Source organism: Alistipes sp. CAG:29, from assembly GCF_000435435.1.
In the GTDB taxonomy this organism is placed as follows: Bacteria; Bacteroidota; Bacteroidia; order Bacteroidales; family Rikenellaceae; genus Alistipes; species Alistipes onderdonkii.
Map to the genome: position 1 here is coordinate 63,201 of NZ_FR893507.1, position 2,300 is coordinate 65,500.

3 protein-coding genes are annotated in these 2,300 nt (G+C 62.3%); all 3 read left to right on the top strand.

Features of this window, described 5'->3' with window-relative positions; all coding sequences use genetic code 11:
• The first annotated feature begins 171 nt into the window (after positions 1 to 171).
• Complete coding sequence (locus tag QVP03_RS13130; RefSeq protein WP_022333846.1) at positions 172 to 651, top strand: hypothetical protein; 480 nt, start codon at positions 172 to 174, stop codon at positions 649 to 651.
• Between the two features lie 18 nt (positions 652 to 669).
• Positions 670 to 1,968, top strand: a complete 1,299-nt coding sequence (gene tyrS, locus QVP03_RS13135) for a tyrosine--tRNA ligase (RefSeq protein WP_022333847.1) — start codon at positions 670 to 672, stop codon at positions 1,966 to 1,968.
• A 1-nt stretch (position 1,969) separates the two neighbouring features.
• On the top strand, positions 1,970 to 2,300 hold a 331-nt coding region (gene folB / locus QVP03_RS13140), incomplete at its 3' end, for a dihydroneopterin aldolase (RefSeq protein WP_288210828.1).

The following is a 2,300-nucleotide window of genomic DNA, read 5'->3' on the forward strand; positions in this document are numbered from 1 at the left end:
GCGCCCGCCACCGCACACCGGGCAGCGCAAGCAGCAGGAGCCGCAACGGCCCCCCCTTCCGCAGCAACGTCCGCAGCAATGCCTGCCGCGTCCCCGGCCGGAAGGCCGGCAGCGGGTACATCCGCCGGCCCGACTGCACAGGGAACACTCCCGGCACAGCCCGCGCCGGGGATGAAACGGCGGCCGCTGATCTCGGGCGCATCGCTCTCGGAGCTGCTCGCCTCGGCAGGCGGCGACCCCGACGAGGAGCTGTCGGACGGCGAAACGCCCGACGAACCCGAAACCGTGCGCATAGACCCGGACTGTGCCGAAAAGTTGGAGCACGCCCGAGGCAGGATACTGAACCTCATCAAGGAGAAACGCCCGCGCTTCGTGCCGGCTTTCGAGCTGATGACGTTCCGCGACAACACGATCTCGGTGAGCGTACCGACGACGGAGCTGCGCGAGGAGATCCTGCGCAGCAAGACCGGGATGCTGATGCGCATCGCCGAACTGGCGGGCATCGAGGGTATGATCGAACTGGAGGTCACGGTCAATGAAGAGATCCGGGCGGCACGCCCGATCAAGCTCGAAGACCGCGTCCGCTACATCACGGAGAAGAACCCGCTCGTCGCGGAACTCCGCAAAGCACTGGACTTGGAAGTAGAATAAAAAGAACGAACAATAAAAATGGCAACAAAGAATTTCATCGAAGAACTCGAATGGCGCGGGATGATCCACACGATCATGCCCGGCGCGAAGGAACAACTCGAAAAAGAGATGACGACGGCCTACCTGGGCATCGACCCCACGGCCGACTCGCTGCATATCGGCCACCTGGTGGGCGTAATGATCCTCAAGCATTTCCAGATGTGCGGCCACCGTCCGCTGGCGCTTATAGGCGGCGCGACGGGCATGATCGGCGACCCCTCGGGCAAGTCGCAGGAGCGCAACCTGCTCGACGAACCCACGCTGCGCCACAACCAGGAGGCGATCAAGCGCCAGCTGGCCAAACTGCTCGACTTCGAGTCGGACGCCCCGAACGCGGCCGTGCTGGTGAACAACTACGACTGGATGAAGGACATTTCGTTTCTGGAATTCATCCGCGATATCGGCAAGTGCATCACCGTCAACTACATGATGGCCAAAGATTCGGTCAAGAAACGGTTCAGCGGCGAGGGCGACGGCATGTCGTTCACCGAGTTCACCTACCAGCTGGTACAGGGCTTCGACTTCCTGCACCTCTACCAGACGATGAACTGCAAGGTGCAGCTGGGCGGCGCCGACCAGTGGGGCAACATCACCACCGGAACGGAGCTGATCCGCCGCAAACTGGGCAACGAGGCCGAAGCATTCGCCATCACCTGCCCGCTCATCACCAAGGCCGACGGTACGAAATTCGGCAAGACCGAGAGCGGCAACGTATGGCTCGATGCGCGCTATACCTCGCCCTACAAGTTCTACCAGTTCTGGCTCAACGTCAGCGACGAGGACGCCAAGCGTTACATCCGCATCTTCACGCTGTTAGACCGTGAAACCGTCGAGGCGCTGACCGCCGAACACGAGGCGGCGCCCCACCTGCGCGTACTGCAAAAGCGGCTGGCACAGGAGATCACCACGATGATCCACTCCAGGGAGGAGTACGAAAAGGCGGTCGAAGCCTCGGCGATCCTCTTCGGCGGCTCGACGTCGGAGGCGCTGCGCAAAATAGACGAAGAGACCCTGTTGCAGGTGTTCGAGGGCGTGCCGCAGTTCCGCATCGCCCGTGCCGAGCTGGGCCTGCCGTTCGTCGATCTGTGCGCCGAAAAAACGCAGGTGTTTCCCTCGAAGGGCGAATGCCGCAAGATGGTGCAGGGCGGCGGCGTGTCGCTCAACAAGGAGAAGGTCGCCGACCCGGCACGTACGGTGGGCGAGGCCGACCTGATCGCCGGCAAATACCTGCTCGTACAGAGGGGTAAGAAGAACTACTACCTCGTAATCGCCGAGTAGCATGGAATACCGCATCGTCCTGACGCGCATGGAATTCCACGCGCTGCACGGCTGCTACGAGCTGGAACGCAAGGTAGGCAACCGCTTCACGGTCGACCTGGAACTGACGGCCGAACTGGGCCATGCGGCCACGGACGACGACGTGCGCAAGACGGTCAACTACCTGACGGCCTACGAAGTCGTCGAGATGCAGATGCGAATCACGCAGCACACCATCGAGCGGGTGGCGACGAACATCATCGAGGCGGTTTACGCCACCTTCCCGCAGGTGCGGCACGTAAAATGCACCGTATCGAAACTGGCGCCGCCGCTGGGCGGAAAGCTCGAGAAGG

What these genes read in the sequence shown, in the direction of transcription:
- QVP03_RS13130 (WP_022333846.1), top strand. Translation starts at nt 172, where the DNA reads ATGAAACGGCGGCCGCTGATCTCGGGCGCATCGCTCTCGGAGCTGCTC.
- tyrS (WP_022333847.1), top strand. Translation starts at nt 670, where the DNA reads ATGGCAACAAAGAATTTCATCGAAGAACTCGAATGGCGCGGGATGATC.